Origin of the sequence: Bradyrhizobium sp. USDA 4538 (genome assembly GCF_024171045.1) — a bacterium.
Lineage (GTDB): Bacteria > Pseudomonadota > Alphaproteobacteria > Rhizobiales > Xanthobacteraceae > Bradyrhizobium > Bradyrhizobium australafricanum.
The window spans coordinates 2,014,071-2,028,234 of the sequence record NZ_JALJZE010000001.1 but is presented as its reverse complement, the minus strand read 5'-3'; the positions used below and the strand labels follow the sequence as shown (position 1 = coordinate 2,028,234).

Below are 14,164 nucleotides of genomic sequence, written 5' to 3'. Positions count from 1 at the left end.
GGAGGTGGCGCGATGGCAAATGCCATGCTTGATGCCAGGTGCGTGTTCCAGCGGATCGTGATCACCGATTCCAGGCCATCGTGATCACCCATTGAACGAACCCGCTGCGCGGGAGGGCGAGGCCATTTATCTGAGAGGCATCTGTTTGAGAGGATTGGGCCGCAAGTCCGTTCCTCTTAATCCAGGAGTGCCTCATGGCCACGATGAGTTCGAGCCCGCTGCGCCGCCGCATGATCGAGGATATGACGCTGCGCAACTTATCACCGTCGACGCAGCAACGCGGTTGCGAACTTTAGCCGACACTTCGGCCGATCACCTGACAAGCTCGGCCTTGAGCAGGTGCGCGCGTACCAACTGCACCTGATCGGGTTGAAGCGGTCGTGGACTCACATCAACCAAGTGACGTGCGCGTTGCGCTTTTTCTATGCGGTGACGCTCGGGCGCAAGGAGGCGATTGAGAACATTATTTCGGCCCGCGAGCCGATCAAGCACCGCTGGTGCTGAGTGCGGAGGAAGTCGCCCGTTTCCTGGAGGCTGTACCGGCCCTGCGCGACCGCGTTGCGCTGGTGACGGCCTACGCTGCCGGGCTACGGGTCGGCGAGGTCAGCCGCCTGAAGCCCAGCGCGATCGACAGCAAGCGCATGCTGATCCTGATCACCGCCGGCAAGGGCGGCAAGGATCGTTACGTGATGCTGTCGCCGCGGCTGCTCAGCATCCTGCGATCCTACTGGTGTCTGGCCAAACCGCGCCATTGGCTGTTTCCGGGGCGCAATCCGGACGATCCGGTGAGCGTCGCCACGCTGCAAGAGGCTTGCCGCAGAGCTCGGCAACATGCCGGCCTCGATAAGCGGGTGACGGCACATGTTCTGCGGCACAGCTTTGCTACTCACCTTTACGAGCGCGGGACTGATATCCGGCTCATCCAAGTCCTTCTTGGCCATGCGCGACTGTCATCGACGGAGCGCTACACGCAAGTCGCAACCAATCTGATCGCACGGGCCAGAAGTCCGCTCGACGATCTCGACGCGCGATTGAGATCTCGGCCCGAGTAGGTGCCCGGCGCACGTCCGGCGTTCGAGGTGGCGGACATCTTCCGCCAGCACGGCCACGCGTTCCGCGTCGCCCACGCCGGGCACCTCAGCCGATCCCAGCTGCGCGTGATGGGCGCCATCGAAGCGTGCCGGACTGCCGCGCTCGGTGGTCACGTCGAGTGCTGTGTCGACTGCCGGCACCAGCGGATCTCCTACAATAGCTGCCGCGACCGTCATTGCCCGAAGTGCCAGAGTACGGCAGCCCGCGAGTGGCTCAGCGCCCGCGCTGCCGACCTGTTGCCGGTCGAGTACTTCCATGTGGTGTTCACGCTGCCGGCGCCGGTGGCGGCGATCGCCTATCACAACAAGGCGACCGTCTACGCGATGCTGTTCGAGGCAGCGGCTGAGACTTTGAAGACGATTGCGGCCGACAAGCGGTACCTCGGCGCTGAGATCGGTGCGATCATGGTGCTGCACACCTGGGGCCAGACGCTGACCCATCACCCGCACGTCCACTGCATCGTGCCGGGCGGCGGGCTGTCGGCGCACGGCGATCGCTGGATCGCCTGCCGACCGGGCTTCTTTCTGCCGGTGCGCGTGCTGTCGCGTCTCTACCGCCGGCTGTTCCTGGAGAAGCTGAGGGCTGCTTATCGTGCCGACAAGCTGCGTTTCTTCGGCAATCTGAAGCACCTCAGCGATCATTCAGCGTTCGATACAGTCCTTACGTCGCTGCGCCGCATCAAATGGCTGGTCTACGCCAAGCGACCTTTCGCCGGCCCCAAGCAGGTTCTCGCCTATTTGGCTCGCTACACGCACCGCGTTGCCATCTCCAATCACCGGCTTCTCGCAGTCGATAATGACGGCGCCACCTTCTCTTGGCGCGACTATCGCGACGGAGCACGGATGAAGTCGATGACGCTCGCGGCCGACGAGTTCATACGCCGGTTCTTGTTGCACGTCCTGCCCGATGGTTTCCAGCGCATCCGCCACTATGGATTTCTCGCTAACGGGCATCGCCGTGCCAAGCTCATGCTGATCCGTCGCTTGCTTGCGGCAACGCCACCTTCGATTGCTGATCAGGCGCCCGAGCAGCAGCCTGCGTGCGCAGTCGCAGACACATCCGAACGACCGCCATGTCCCTGTTGCGGAAGCCGCATGGTCGTTATCGAGATCCTTCCCGGACCTCGTCGGGGTAATCGGACGCCGGACACCTCATGAACCCAATCGCGCACGATAGTTTTCGCCGATATCACTGCTACCACCGCTCTGGCCGACAGCGGGTCGGTGCTCGCCCAGCCATGCTGCAATTGCCGTTGCAAGCACGATTCCGCTCTTATTGCACACCGAGCCGGCCGAGCCGACTCGGCTGCGCACCAATCTGTCCATTTACCCATCCCCAACTGATCGCGGATCGCGCACGTCTGCGGCGCCCTCAATCCCCATAACCGCTTGACCTCCCGGCCCGCGGCTTCGTTCAACCCGGCTTGAGCTGCGTCGCGCTCGTGCCTGGGTCGCGCATCCTCAAGCGCGACCCAGCTCAACCCTAAAGATTCCAGAGCATCGTGATCACCATTTCCAGCCGATCGTGATCGCTATTTCCAGCGATCATGATCGGGGCAACCAGGAGGCGCATACCGCTGACAGTCTGTAACCCGGGTAGCTTGGTCTTTTGCCTAAACCGCAGAGGATCGAGATGCCGACCGAGAGACTGTCCATGCGCCACATTCGTGAAGTTCTACGCCTGCATTACAGCGTCGGCATGTCGCAACGCGCCATTGCCCGCAGCCTTGGCTTGGCCCCGGGCACGGTCAGCAAGTACCTCAACCGAACCCGCCGCGCCGGCCTGGCCTGGCCGTTGCCTCCGGAGCTGGATGACGATGTCCGGCTCGAGAACCGCCTGTATCCGCCACCATCCGATCGGCCCAGCGACGAGCGTCCGCAGCCGGATTGGGCACTCGTGCATCGCGAGCTGCGGCGCCCGAACGTTACGCTGATGCTGTTGTGGGAGGAGTATTGCGACGCAAGTGCCGACAGCTTCAGCTATTCGTGGTTCTGCGAGCGTTACAAGGAATGGGCCGGCCGCCTCAAGCCGACCCTGCGCCAGGTCCATGTCGCTGGCGAGAAGCTGTTCGTCGACTATTCCGGACACACCATGGAGGTGGTTGACGGGCTCACCGGCGAGGTGCGCAGCACGCAGATCTTCGTCGCCGTGCTCGGCGCCTCGAACTACACCTACGCCGAGGCCAGCCTCAGCCAGAGCCTGCCGGACTGGATCGCCTCCCACGTTCGTGGCCTTTGCCTATTTCGGCGGCGTGGCGCGACAGACGGTGAGCGACAATCTCAAGGCTGGCATCATCAGGGCCTGCTTTCACGAGCCGATGGTCAACCGGACCTATGCCGATCTCGCCCGCCATTACCGCACCGCCATCGTTCCGGCGCGGCCATATCGGCCGCGCGACAGAGCCAAGGTCGAGGTCGGGGTCCAAATCGTCGGGCGATGGATTCTGGCGCGTCTGCGCAACCGCCGCTTCTTCTCGCTCGCCGCCCTTAACGAGACAATCCATAGCCTCCTTATCGAACTGAACCGTCGACCTCTCCGGAGCTGGGGGCGAAGTCGGCGCGAGCTGTTCGAGGAGCTTGATCGTCCGGCGCTTACTGCCTTGCCGGATGAACCGTACCAGTATGCCGAGTGGAAGCGCTGCCGGGTCAACCTCGATTATCACGTCGAGATCACCAAGCATTACTACAGCGTTCCTCACAACCTCGTGCATCGGGAGCTCGAGGTTCGCATCACCCAAAAAACCGTCGAGGTCTTCCTCCGTGGCAAGCGCGTGGCCTCGCATCTGCGCAGCACCTTGCCGCATCGCCCGACCACGATTTCCGAGCATATGCCGAGCTCGCATCGCCGCTATCGGGACTGGACCCATGAGCGTATTCGTTCGGAAGCCGCTAAGGTCGGTCCCGACGACGACACTCTCATTGATGTCATCCTGCGGTCGCGGCCGCATCCGGAACAGGGCTTCCGCTCAGCCATCGGCATTCTCGGACTGGTCAAGCGCTATGGCCAGGAGCGCGTCGACGCCGCCTGTGCCCGTGCCCTTCTGCTCAACGCCCGTTCGTACAAATCGGTCGCTGCCATCCGCAAGAACGGCACCGACAGAACCGCTCCGCCCGCCGAGGAGGCGCCCATCCTCTTCCACGCCAACATTCGTGGCCGCAGTTACTACAATTGATCAGGAGAGACCAGCATGCTCATTCACCCCACCGTCGATCGCTTGCGCGCCCTCGGCCTCGCCGCCATGGCCGATACCCTCGCCGAACTGCAGAACAATCCCGAGGCGGCCGGAATGCCGCACGCCGATTGGCTCGGCCTCCTCGTCGATCGCGAGGTCACCGCCCGTGACAACCGCCGCCTCACGCGCCGCTTGACCAGTGCTAAACTCCGTCAAGCCGCCGCCATCGAGAACGTCGACTATCGCACCGCCCGCGGCCTTGTTCGCTCTTCCAAACCCTCGCCACCTGCCAATGGATCCGTGATGCCAACCATCTGGTCATCGTCGGCCCAACCGGCACCGGCAAGTCCTGGCTTGCGTGTGCGCTCGGCAACAAGGCCTGCCGCAACGGCTTCTCCGTGCTCTACAAGCGGGCATCCCGCCTGTTCGCCGATCTCGCCCAGGCGCGCGGCGAAGGCCGTCTGGCGCGCCTGATCACCGCGCTCGAGCGCGTCAATCTCCTCATCCTTGATGGTGTGGACGGCCTCACCTCAACGGCATCATAGTGCCAAGGCGTGGTCGCCAGAGCGCCACAAAGAAGGGAGACCGTCCGCTATGAAATTTATCAGAATAGGCGTTGATCTCGCCAAAAACTATTTTCAGGTTCACGCGCTATCTAGCGAGGATGCACCAGCCGTAAAGCGCAAGCTGACGCGCCGGACAATGCGCGAGTTTTTCTCGAAGATCGAGCCCTGCCGCGTTGGCATGGAAGCTTGCGGCTCAGCGCACTATTGGGCGCGCGAATTGAAGGCCATGGGGCATGATGTGTCACTGATGCCGCCAGCCTACACAAAGCCCTATGTCAAGCGAGGTAAGAACGATGCCGTGGATGCGGAGGCCACCTCTGAAGCAGTCTCGCGACCTGCAATGCGTTTTGTGCCGGTCAAGAGCGCTGATCAGCAAGCGACCCTGATGCTGCACAAGGCGCGCGAGCTGCTCGTCAAACAGCGAACGATGAGCGTAAACGCTCTACGCGGCCACCTAGCCGAATTCGGACTTGTCGTCGCCAAGGGCACCGGCCGCGTCAACGAGCTTTTAGGCCTTGCAGAAGGCGACACGACTCTTCCGGACGCCGCTGTCATGGCTGCAAAGGTTCTCGGTCAGCAAATTGATGCGCTCGGAAGCGCGCTCGATGATCTAGAGAGGGAGATCGCCAAGGCCCACGCGCGAAGCGAGACGAGCCGTTCGCTCGGCGAAATTCCCGGCATTGGCAAGCTTGTTGTCTCGGTAATTGCAGCCAGTGTACCGGACCCAAGCGTATTCAATTCGGGGCGGGATTTTGCTGCCTGGCTGCGGCTGACGCCACGGCAAATTTCGAGTGGGGGTAAACCGACTCTCGGAAGCATCACCAAGGCGGGTAATCGATATATAAGGAAGCTACTGGTTCTCGGAGCAACATCGCTTCTAAACGTTGTGGAAAAAGCCGCGGCGGCTTGCGCGACTGGATTGTCGGGCTGTTGGCGAAAAAGCCGGCGCGGCTTGTGACCGTTGCCCTTGCCAACAAGCTGGCTCGGATCATCTGGGCAATGATGAGAACCGGAGAATGCTTTCGCACCGAGATGTTCGCGAAATCCTGAGCGTCAGTTTCGCCAGCCGCGTCCAAATCAAAGAGTTCTAAGCTTGGTAAGTGCAAGAAAGGCATGACGAAAGACAACGGTCGCCACCGAAAACCAGGAAAACCCCGACCAGTCGTGTGAGCTCCAAAGCTCGCATCCTTGATGTGACCCCTTGGTTGTCGGACTTCATCAGGGCCCGCGGAGATATGATCCACGCTAAAGGCCGGACATACGATCGCAGCCGTCCAAGTCGTTCGAAGTGCCAAATTGTGCTTGCCATCAGAGGCCGTCCACATATGACGACTGGGGACCCGAACCGCTCACCGCCGACCAGCGCCGTGATCTGCTTGAGATCGTCGACGATCGCTACGACAAGGGATCCTTGTTGATCACAAGTCAGGTCCCCGGGTCGCAATGGCACGACGTCATTGCCGATCCCACCCTGGGCGATGCGATATTGGACCGCATCATTCACTATGCGCACCGCCTCGAGCTCAAAGGCGACAGTCTGCGGCGTCAGGCTGGCGAAAAGAAAAAGCCGTGAGTACCTCGCGCACGATCGCTCCGCCGGTCCACAAGCCCCTCCCGTGCGCGTCGCTCCGTCGCTCGTGGGGGCACTCCGCGCCGCGCACGGCCCCTCCCATGGACCGTCGGAACGATCTCCAAGCCAGCCCGCCAGCCTTGACCAGGAGGCCATTTCCAGCACGCATAAACCCGTCAGCCGTGTTCGTCTCCGAACCTGATCACGATCACTGGAATCCGTGATCACCATCGCCTAGAACACCTGATCACCATCCCTGGAATGCGCATGCCAGGCAGGAAGGTGACTCTTATCGCCGCGTTGAGTGATCACTGGGGATCGCCGGCGGCGACGGACGGACGAGCGAGAAGAAGGCCCGGATCGCGGCAGAGAGCTTTGAGGAGGGGGCGAACATCTCCGAGGTGGCGCGGCGCGATGGCGTTTCTCGCGGACTGCTCACGGTGTGGCGACGCCAGGTAGCGGCGGCGCTGGCCGGCAAAGCCCAGAATTTCGTGCCTATCCAAATTGGCGCCGAGAGCGATGGCGGGAGGGTTGGCAAGTCCGAGTGTATTTCGCCGGTACAGACGAAGCCCGTGGAGATTGCCACGCCGCCGGCCAAGGTCTGTGGAGTGGTCGAGATCGAGGTGAACGGGGCGCGCATCCGGGGCGAGCCGGGGGTGGAACTGGCGACTCTTGTTCGCCAGGGCGATCGCCACCAGCATGCGTGGCTTCCTGACGAGAATCTGCGCAAGCCATGAGCCTTTGGGGATCGACTTGCGCCCCAGCCAGTTCGCTCGCGACATAGCCCCCACGATAAGTAATTGGCGAATGTCCGCCTGTCCCTCTCTCGAAACGCGCCCAAGCCTTTCCTTTCCTCCGGAGGAATGTTGCCGCGGGACTAAGCCGAGCCAAGCTGCGAAGTCTCGACCACATTTGAAAGTTGTCATGTCGGGCGCGAAAGCCTCGATCGCCAGCGCGGTCAGCGGACCGACTCCTGGCATTGTTTGCAGCCGGCGCGCCGCTCGAGTCCGCGCCGCCAACTTCTTGAGTTGCTCTGTCTTGGCATTCCGTCTTCTGGGTAATTTGATCAATGAGACTCCAGCATTCCTCCCGAACTAGTTCCGGCAGATCGACGTTCGGCTCCTTGAGGATTGCGGCAATGCGTTTAAGTTGTTCGATGCCTTATGGGACGGCATGACCAAATTCGTAAACAGCAGCACGTAATGCGTTGACTCAATCAGTATGCTGACGAACAAGCCGCTGCCGACTCCGAAACAACATTGCTCTGGCCTGCTGCTCTTCCGATTTCGGCTCGACGAAGCGCATCTCTGGGCGCTGTGCAGCGATTACTATTGCTTCGGCATCAGCCGCGTCGTTTTTTTGGCGCTTCACGAAAGGCTTCACGTATTGCGGCGCGATCAGTCTAACTTCATGGCCGAGCTTAACCATCTCTCGTGCCCAATAGTGAGCGCTGCCGCAAGCTTCCATCACCACCATTGCCGTTAAGTGCTCCGCCATGAACTTCCTGAACTGTGGCCGAGACAGCTTCTTTCGAAACTTGAGATGCCCAGTTGTTGATGCGCCGTGGAGCTGGAAGACATTCTTCGCCAGATCTACCCGGATTATAGCGCGACAATCAGGGGTTCTTCCGCACATTTGGTGCAGGGTGTGGGATTCACGGACAGTGCGAATAAGGGGATAAGGTTGGAATCGCAGTCGACGCCGTGATTCGCCTTGCTCCAAGCCTTCCGCTCGCTGATTTCCCCCGAGCTTTTGATTGTCCAGATACTTCCCCAAACTGACAGGGTGGTACTCGTGACTCGACCGAAGGCAGCGGTCGTGCTCTGTCCCTGTTGCAGCTACCAAACTCGTCAGGTCCACAGCCACTACACGCGACTGTTAGCCGATCTGCCATGGCAGGGTCAGGTGGTCGAAATCCGTCTTCAGGCGCGACGGTTTCGATGCGCGAACCCCGGATGCCTGCGCCGAATATTTACCGAGCGACTACCGACGACAGTACGGCCGAGAGCGAGACGAACAATCCGTCTCGGCGAGAGCCAATTGGCGATCGGCTTTGCTGTGGGCGGAGAGCCCGGCTCGCGCCTGTCGCACAAACTCGCCATGCCGGTTAGCGGCGATACCTTGCTGCGGATGGTTCACTCGGCCCCCTTTACCGGATTTTGCTGCTCCGACTGTCGTCGGCATCGACGATTGGGCTTGGCGTCGTGGCCAAGGATATGGAACGATTATCTGCGATCTGGAGCGCAATTGCGTGCTTGATCTGCTTCCGGATCGCAACGCCGACAGTGTTGCTCGCTGGCTGAAGAGCTGGCCGGGGATCAAGATTTCGGCCCGCGATCGTGCGGGTCTTTATGCTGACGGCGCACGCTGTGGTGCGCCCAACGCAGTTCAGGTCGCGGACCGATGGCACTTACTTAATAGCTTAGGGGACGCCTTGCGTCATGCGGTCGGTCGCCATCGTCACAATCTAGAGCATTTTCCACATGATGTGGATCATCTGGTGTATCCAGCATGCCTAAAGTAGTTGGCACACATCTGCGGCGCAAACGACTTGACGAGTTTGCCGATGAGTTTGAGCAGGGCTTGGACCGTGCGGGTGGCGCCTTTGCGCAGCGCAGCTTTCAACCGGGAGAAGGCCTGTTCGGTCGGGCGAGTAGGCCGGCAGATAACGCACGCGGGCGCCGACAGCCTCGATCGCCTCGCGGACACCGGCGATCTTGTGAGTGCGCAAGTTGTCCATGAAGACGATGTCGCCCTTGCGCAAGGTCGGCGCCAGGACTTGCTCGACATAAGCCAGGAACGAGGGCCCATCCATTGCACCGTCGATGACATAGGGCGCCGTGAGGCCATCGATGCGCAGCGCGGCGACAAGCGTCAGCGTCTTCCAGTGACCATGGGGCACGCCAGAGACGAGGCGCTCACCGCGAGGAGAGCGCCCATAGTGCCGGACCATCTTCGTCGTGACCGCAGTCTCGTCGATAAAGATGAGGCGCGGTGCACGCAGCTTGGGCTGCTCGGCTTTCAGCGCGGCACGCTCGGCAGCGACGTCAGGTCGATCCTGCTCGGCGGCGTGCAGTGTTTTTTTTGAAGGTGATGCTGTGACGGTCGAAGAAACGCCAGATCGAACCGATGCCGGCCTTTTGCTTTCTCTGAGAGCGCAGACGCGCGCGGATCTCCTCGAGCGTCAGGTCCGGCTCCGCGGCGATCAGCTCGATCAGCCACTGCTTGTGCTGCTCCAACGGCGAGCGGCTGTGCCCGGTGCCGGGCTTGGCCTCAACGTTTCCGGTCTTCCTCCAACGATCCATCCATCGGATCGTAGTCGAAGCGCCGAGATTGAGAATGCGCGCAGCCTCACGTGCGCTTTCGCCGGACTCAACAAGCTCAACCGCACGCACCCTGAGGTCCTTGGAGTATCCCTTCGCCATCGCATGCCCCGCATGTTGTCGCGGGCAACACCGAATCTGATTTGCGTGCCCGTGGGAATCCCCTTTGACTGTTCCGATTCACCTCAACTGGAAACCGCTCTAGCCGCAGCGGTGCAAATCATGGCCGCCGCAAAAACTCCGATCACCGGCGTGTCCGCGCCAGCGCCGGGCCTTGCACAATTACGAGCGGATAGACGAGCTGCGCGACGCGAACGTTGGGATGAAATTTGTCGCCTCCGCGCGCAAGGTTGTCCGACATCCGGCATCGGCAAACTGCTCGGTATCGACAGGCGCACTGTCCAGCGCTGGCTCGCCGCCGGCGGCGAGCCAGAGCATTCGCGTCCTCATAGACCCTCGCATCTTCTCGCGCCCTTCGAGGCATGGCTTGAAGCGCGATGAGCCTCAGGCAGCCGGGTGGGTCACAGCTTTGGCGGGAGCTTCAGCAGCAGGGTTATATCGGAAGTCGGGTGACGATAGCGCGATGGGCCGCGAACAGGCGTGAACGTGAAGCCCTTGAAGGAGCAGCACAACCGCCCCCGACCTGGAAAGCTCCTACACGTCGTCGCTGTGCTTGGTATTTGAGCCAGAATCTGGATCAGATCGATGCTGAAGCCAAGCTGTTTCTCGGACACCTGTTTGCGCAAGCGCCGGAACTCGCCACGGCAGCCGAGCTGGCGAAGCGATTTGTGTCCCTTCTCGGCGGCGGCGACATCGCCGAGCTCGATGAGTGGATCGCGCAAGCAGCCAACAGCGAGCTCAAGAGCTTCGCCAACGGCATGCGCGCGACGTCGACGCCGTCCGCGCAGCAATAACCACGTCCTGGACAACCAGTCCTGTCGAAGGCCAGATCAGCAGGATCAAAGCCATCAAACGACAGATGTATGGTCGCGCAAGTTACCCGTTACTGCGTCGACGCGTGCTTCTGGCCGCCTGAAATCGACCGACCTTCCGTTGCTCTCGATGCACCAAATGTGCGGAAGAACCCAATCAGGATGAGAGCGGAGTCTCACCTTGATCGCCGCCGCGCACCGGATCGTGCCCCGGGGCGTGGTGTAGCTGATTGCGGTTGGACCGCGTTCGCCGGCAGGGGCCGGATCGGTCAGCTGGCGATTGCCGGGAAGCTGACGGCGGGATCATCGCCCAAAGGCGTGATGGTTTCCAGCGTCATGTAGCGACCGCGCTGGACGGCCTACTCGTCGTTCTGCTCGAGCAGGATTGCGCCGACCAAGCGTGTGATGGCGTCCTCATTTGGGAAGATGCCGACCACTTCGGTTCGCTGCTTGATCTCGCCATTGACGCGCTCGAGCGGATTGGTCGAGTGCAGCTTGGCCCGATGCGCAGCAGGGAAGCTCATATAGGCCAGCACGTCGGTCTCGGCCTCATCCAGGAAGACCGCGAGTTTCGGCAATTTGGGACGCAGTTGGTCGGCAATGCGCCGCCACTGCGCCCGCGCCGCCTCAGCATCGTCCTGGGCAAAAGCGGTGGCAATGAAGGCGGAGACGACGCGTCGCCCGCTCTTGCCGGCGTGCGCCAGCGCGTTGCGCATGAAGTGCACGCGGCAGCGCTGCCAGCTGGCGTTGAGAACCTTTCCGACAGTGGCCTTGATCCCCTCATGGGCGTCGGAGACGACCAGCTTGACGCCGCGCAGGCCGCGCCGGGCGAGCTTGCGCAGGAATGCGGTCCAGAACGTCTCGGCCTCGGACGGACCGATGTCCATGCCGAGAACCTCGCGCTGGCCGTCGCTGTTGACCCCGACCGCGATGATCACCGCGACCGATACGATGCGCCCGTTCTGGCGCACCTTCACATAGGTGGCGTCGATCCACAGGTAGGGCCAGTCGCCCTCGATCGGCCGGTTTAGAAAGGCCTTCACCTTGTCGTCGATCTCGGTACACAGCCGCGACACTTGGCTCTTTGAGATGCCGCTCATGCCCATGGCCTGCACCAGGTCGTCGACCGAGCGGGTGGAGACGCCCTGCACATAGGCCTCCTGCACCACTGCCGTGAGGGCCTTCTCCGCCATCCGCCGCGGTTCGAGGAAGCCCGGGAAGTAGGATCCTTTGCGAAGCTTGGGGATGCGCAGCTCGACCGTGCCGGCGCGGGTCTCCCAGGTCCGGTCGCGGTAGCCATTGCGTTGGGCCAGCCGCTCCTGGCTCTTCTCCCCGTAGGCTGCCCCCGTCAGTCCCTCGACCTCGAGCTCCATCAGCCGGTGGGCGGCAAAGCCGATCATATCGCGCAAAAGATCGGCATCAGGGGTCTTCTCCACGAGTGCACGCAGGTTCATCATGTCGTCGGTCATCGGTGGTTCCTCGAATCAGGTTGGTGTCGCAACCCAAACCTTACCGACGAATCATCGGTGACCACCCGCAAAGCCGCTCGCTCGCTACGGCGCTATTGGGGAGCGCGCGTCGCGAGCGGCTTTGCTAACCAGCTACATAGTCGTCCGTTAACAAGCGGGGTCGAGGGCGACTGGGGTTGCGAAGGCGGGCCAAAGAGCGATCAGGATGAAGCGCAAGAGCTTCCTGAGCCAGGCGAGGATGCGGCGGAAGTTATGGCCCATGGCTGAGAGGACGACGTTGGCGGCGTCTCCTGGGCGGCCCTTGAGGTAGCGGCGGCCGAGGTGACCTTCGGCCTTCAGGTGTCCGATGATGGGCTCGATGGCGGAGCGGCGGCGCAGCTCGCGCTTGATGACACCGAAGACGCCGCGCTTCTGGCCGGAGATGAAGACGCGACGGGGATCTTGCGCGTCGTGGCCGCGGTATCCCTTGTCGACATAGGCGCGCTCGATCGCACAGCCGGTGAGTGTCTCGGTGCGGTCGATGGCGTCCCGCAAGGTGTGACCGTCGTAGGGGTTATCGGGCAGCGCCTTGGCGTGCAGCACGAACAGGCCCCCAGGAGCACGGCGGTTGTTGGTGACGATGGAGGCCTTCACCCCGAACTCGTAAGGAGCGCTAGCCTTACCCTTGCCGATGCACTCCACCTCCGGAGCATGGAAGGAATACAGCTTCCAGCCGCGCTGGCGCTGCTGCTGCGAACGGATCTGCGTGGCCCGGCTGAGCGGCAGTGCGAACGCGTTCTCGAGCGCTTCCTGCCCTTCGATCTTGCGGCGGATGTCGCGGATGATCCGGCCCAGTCGGCTACGCAGGATGCGCAACTGCCGCTGATGCCGCTTGAATTGCTTGGCATGGGCGTAGCGGGAAGCCATCATTGCCGCGGTCTTGGCAATGCGAAGATAGGATTGTCGCAGCTTGACCCCGTGCTTCCTCGCCAGGCGGTTGAGCCCCTTGATCGCCGCGTGCAGCAGCTTGGCATCGGTCGGGAAGGTGATGGCCTTCGGCTGCACGGTGGTATCGACCGTGACCCGCTTGAGGTCTTGGCTGCGTAACGCGCCGGTCTCGTGCGCCACCCGCAAACTCTCGGCCAGCAACAGTTCCAGCTTGTCGCCGAGCCGCTTGCGCCAGTGGCTCAGGTCCGAGCGCTCGTGCGGGAACGCGTGCTGAAAGAACTCTTCGCCGGTGAAGTATTGGAAATACGGGTCGTGGACCCAGCGCTCGCACAGCCCCTCATCGGACAGGCCGTAAATGTGCTTGAGCAACAGCAGCCCGATCATGAAGCGGGTCGCGATGCCCGGCCGACCGTTCTCGCTATAGAGCGGCGCGATCTCGCCGTCGATCCAGTCCCAATCGACCTTGCCGGCGAGTTGAACCAGCTCGTGCTTCATATTGATGATTTGGTCCAGCCTGGCCCGGAACAGATCGCCCGATCCCGTCGTCCTGTGCTTCTTCGGTCGCATCGCCACCTCCGATGCGCCGACGGAATCATGACTGGCGATTCGACGGAATCCTGAAAATGAAATTGCAAGGTTCCGATGCCCGAAGCTTCAAAATCCTGCAATCGCAAAACAGTCCGCAACGACAAATGCGATTCTAGCTCAATTGCTTAGCCGATCTTCACGGACGACTACATACACCACTATGTGGGACACGACCGACGACCGGGAAGAGTCTTGGTGAAGTCCTCAGCACCCAGTTTCCTGAAGATCACGTTCTTCAGCAGGAACGCAGCCGCGATACCCTGCTTGGTATAGTCCGAAAGATTGTAGGCGATCTTGGGACGCGGCAAACCGAGAAGGTCCTGAACCTCGCCCGCAGCACGGTCTACTATGAACCTCGGCCAGTTTCGGCCGAGGACTGTGTTGCGGCGTGGGGTCTCAACCATGATCGCGTGGGGATCCCATCGTTTCAATTCAATGAAATCAATGGCCTGAAGGGGACCGACGACGCCGATGGGGGGCATTTTTCGATCAGCATTCACAGCCTACGCCGCGTTCGAGTTCCCG

The 14,164-nt window shown here is 61.7% G+C and carries 12 protein-coding genes and 7 pseudogenes; 11 read left to right on the top strand and 8 right to left on the bottom strand.

Annotation, left to right across the window (positions count from 1 at the left end):
- Positions 1–194: 194 nt before the first annotated feature.
- Positions 195–1,052 (top strand): annotated as a pseudogene (locus J2R78_RS08910) (tyrosine-type recombinase/integrase).
- Positions 1,053–2,249 carry an IS91 family transposase gene (locus J2R78_RS08905; protein WP_253603944.1) on the top strand — a complete coding sequence of 399 codons (1,197 nt, stop codon included), beginning with the start codon at positions 1,053–1,055 and terminating at the stop codon, positions 2,247–2,249.
- On the opposite strand, the gene J2R78_RS08900 is transcribed toward J2R78_RS08905, so the two are convergent.
- A complete protein-coding gene (locus tag J2R78_RS08900) occupies positions 2,244–2,417 on the bottom strand; it encodes a hypothetical protein (protein WP_225649129.1) in 174 nt (57 codons plus the stop codon). The two genes, J2R78_RS08905 and J2R78_RS08900, sit on opposite strands and share 6 nt — an antisense overlap.
- A 307-nt stretch (positions 2,418–2,724) precedes the next feature.
- Between J2R78_RS08900 and istA the strand changes: the two are divergent.
- The 6 genes and pseudogenes from istA (at position 2,725) to J2R78_RS08870 (ending at position 7,137) form a co-directional block, all read left to right on the top strand.
- Positions 2,725–4,264, top strand: a pseudogene (gene istA, locus J2R78_RS08895) (IS21 family transposase).
- Between the two features lie 15 nt (positions 4,265–4,279).
- A pseudogene (locus tag J2R78_RS45325) lies at positions 4,280–4,465 on the top strand (AAA family ATPase); the annotation flags it as partial.
- Between the two features lie 95 nt (positions 4,466–4,560).
- Positions 4,561–4,809: an ATP-binding protein gene (locus tag J2R78_RS45320; protein ID WP_375167115.1), complete on the top strand. Its 249-nt coding sequence runs from the start codon at positions 4,561–4,563 to the stop codon at positions 4,807–4,809.
- A 49-nt stretch (positions 4,810–4,858) separates the two neighbouring features.
- Positions 4,859–5,880, top strand: a pseudogene (locus J2R78_RS08880) (IS110 family transposase).
- A gap of 238 nt (positions 5,881–6,118) precedes the next feature.
- Positions 6,119–6,403 carry an ATP-binding protein gene (locus J2R78_RS08875; RefSeq protein WP_375167004.1) on the top strand — a complete coding sequence of 95 codons (285 nt, stop codon included), beginning with the start codon at positions 6,119–6,121 and terminating at the stop codon, positions 6,401–6,403.
- 308 nt (positions 6,404–6,711) lie between these two features.
- Positions 6,712–7,137, top strand: a complete 426-nt coding sequence (locus J2R78_RS08870; RefSeq protein ID WP_256558825.1) for a transposase — start codon at positions 6,712–6,714, stop codon at positions 7,135–7,137.
- Positions 7,138–7,227: 90 nt separating this feature from the next.
- Here J2R78_RS08870 and J2R78_RS08865 read toward each other — a convergent pair.
- A pseudogene (locus J2R78_RS08865) lies at positions 7,228–7,380 on the bottom strand (transposase); the annotation flags it as partial.
- Between the two features lie 232 nt (positions 7,381–7,612).
- Positions 7,613–8,035, bottom strand: a complete 423-nt coding sequence (locus tag J2R78_RS08860; RefSeq protein ID WP_253609784.1) for a transposase — start codon at positions 8,033–8,035, stop codon at positions 7,613–7,615.
- Between the two features lie 150 nt (positions 8,036–8,185).
- Here J2R78_RS08860 and J2R78_RS08855 point away from each other — a divergent pair, with 150 nt between their 5' ends.
- Positions 8,186–8,659 (top strand): transposase family protein, encoded by a 474-nt coding sequence (locus tag J2R78_RS08855; RefSeq protein WP_309145041.1) that lies wholly within the window; start codon positions 8,186–8,188, stop codon positions 8,657–8,659.
- A complete protein-coding gene (locus J2R78_RS08850; protein ID WP_253609782.1) occupies positions 8,583–8,924 on the top strand; it encodes a transposase in 342 nt (113 codons plus the stop codon). The genes J2R78_RS08855 and J2R78_RS08850 overlap by 77 nt, the downstream gene beginning before the upstream one ends.
- Here J2R78_RS08850 and J2R78_RS08845 read toward each other — a convergent pair.
- Together J2R78_RS08845 and J2R78_RS08840 are read right to left on the bottom strand one after the other, a co-directional pair.
- A pseudogene (locus J2R78_RS08845) lies at positions 8,894–9,825 on the bottom strand (IS630 family transposase). The gene J2R78_RS08850 and the pseudogene J2R78_RS08845 sit on opposite strands and share 31 nt — an antisense overlap.
- A gap of 180 nt (positions 9,826–10,005) precedes the next feature.
- Positions 10,006–10,161 carry a hypothetical protein gene (locus J2R78_RS08840; protein WP_253603942.1) on the bottom strand — a complete coding sequence of 52 codons (156 nt, stop codon included), beginning with the start codon at positions 10,159–10,161 and terminating at the stop codon, positions 10,006–10,008.
- A gap of 59 nt (positions 10,162–10,220) precedes the next feature.
- Here J2R78_RS08840 and J2R78_RS08835 point away from each other — a divergent pair, with 59 nt between their 5' ends.
- Positions 10,221–10,637, top strand: coding sequence for a hypothetical protein (locus J2R78_RS08835; RefSeq protein ID WP_253603940.1), 417 nt, complete (start codon positions 10,221–10,223; stop codon positions 10,635–10,637).
- A 287-nt stretch (positions 10,638–10,924) separates the two neighbouring features.
- On the opposite strand, the pseudogene J2R78_RS08830 reads toward J2R78_RS08835, so the two are convergent.
- The 3 genes and pseudogenes from J2R78_RS08830 to J2R78_RS08820 form a co-directional block, all read right to left on the bottom strand.
- Positions 10,925–12,124, bottom strand: a pseudogene (locus J2R78_RS08830) (IS256 family transposase).
- A gap of 147 nt (positions 12,125–12,271) precedes the next feature.
- Positions 12,272–13,618 (bottom strand): IS5 family transposase, encoded by a 1,347-nt coding sequence (locus J2R78_RS08825; RefSeq protein WP_253588041.1) that lies wholly within the window; start codon positions 13,616–13,618, stop codon positions 12,272–12,274.
- 179 nt (positions 13,619–13,797) lie between these two features.
- On the bottom strand, positions 13,798–14,121 hold the full coding sequence (locus J2R78_RS08820) for a hypothetical protein (protein WP_253603939.1): 324 nt from the start codon (positions 14,119–14,121) through the stop codon (positions 13,798–13,800).
- Positions 14,122–14,164: the final 43 nt, after the last annotated feature.

Coding starts and splice junctions, on each gene's coding strand:
- J2R78_RS08900 (WP_225649129.1), bottom strand. CDS start 2,417: ATGGACAGATTGGTGCGCAGCCGAGTCGGCTCGGCCGGCTCGGTGTGC.
- J2R78_RS08860 (WP_253609784.1), bottom strand. CDS start 8,035: ATGTGCGGAAGAACCCCTGATTGTCGCGCTATAATCCGGGTAGATCTG.
- J2R78_RS08840 (WP_253603942.1), bottom strand. CDS start 10,161: ATGCTCTGGCTCGCCGCCGGCGGCGAGCCAGCGCTGGACAGTGCGCCT.
- J2R78_RS08835 (WP_253603940.1), top strand. CDS start 10,221: ATGAGCCTCAGGCAGCCGGGTGGGTCACAGCTTTGGCGGGAGCTTCAG.
- J2R78_RS08825 (WP_253588041.1), bottom strand. CDS start 13,618: ATGCGACCGAAGAAGCACAGGACGACGGGATCGGGCGATCTGTTCCGG.
- J2R78_RS08820 (WP_253603939.1), bottom strand. CDS start 14,121: ATGCCCCCCATCGGCGTCGTCGGTCCCCTTCAGGCCATTGATTTCATT.